The sequence below is a fragment of the Gordonia asplenii genome (genome assembly GCF_012933505.1).
In the GTDB taxonomy this organism is placed as follows: Bacteria; Actinomycetota; Actinomycetes; order Mycobacteriales; family Mycobacteriaceae; genus Gordonia; species Gordonia asplenii.
Window position 1 is genome coordinate 1 of the sequence record NZ_JABBNB010000092.1, and the last position, 730, is coordinate 730.

Below are 730 nucleotides of genomic sequence, written 5' to 3' on the forward strand. Positions count from 1 at the left end.
GATGTAGGTGTCCAACGCGGTTGAGGGCTTGTAGGGGTTTGCCGGCTGGGTCGCGGGTACGAACAGTCGCGCCGATAGCGGCAGCATTTGTCCTGGTGCACGTCCCCACAGACGGTGGAACAGGTCCTGCACGCGGGTGTAACGGCGCCGATCGGGACACTCGGGCTCGGGCTCGGGTTCGGGTTGTGGGTCGGTGTCTGGCTGGCCGCTCGGCGAGTACGACTCCGGCCCGGGGTCGGTGGCCGGCTCGGCGTCGAGGTCAGCGTCCCGATGTGCGTGGTCTGGGCCCTCGACGTCGGTATCTGCATCAGCGGACTGCGAGTCGCCGCCATGGGTGTGGATGCGTCGTAACTGGACGGTCGGCTGGCCTGCGTGTGCGTCAGTAGTGGTGGTCTGTTCGGCGGTGTTGTCTGCGTCATGGTCGTCGGTGCCGGTGCCGGTGCCGGTGCCGGTGCCGGTGCCGGTGGGCTGCTCGGTTGAGTCGTCTGCGTCACGGTCGGTGGCCGCGTGATCGCCGGTGCCGGTGGCGTGCTCGGCCACATCGTCGGCGTCATGATCGCCGGTGCGGTCCTCGGCGTCGCGGGCGGTGCTGGTCTGCTCGGCTACATCGTCTGCGTCGGTTTCGTTGTTGAGGTTTGTGTTGATCCAGGCGAGGACGTCGTCGAGGCTGGAGTAGGTGTGTGCCAGTGGCCGGATAGTGGTGGTGGGGTCGGCGGCGATGTCGCGGACA

The 730-nt window shown here is 67.8% G+C and carries 1 pseudogene; it reads right to left on the reverse strand.

The window, feature by feature from the left end:
* Positions 1-730: pseudogene (locus HH308_RS29320) on the reverse strand (hypothetical protein); the annotation flags it as partial.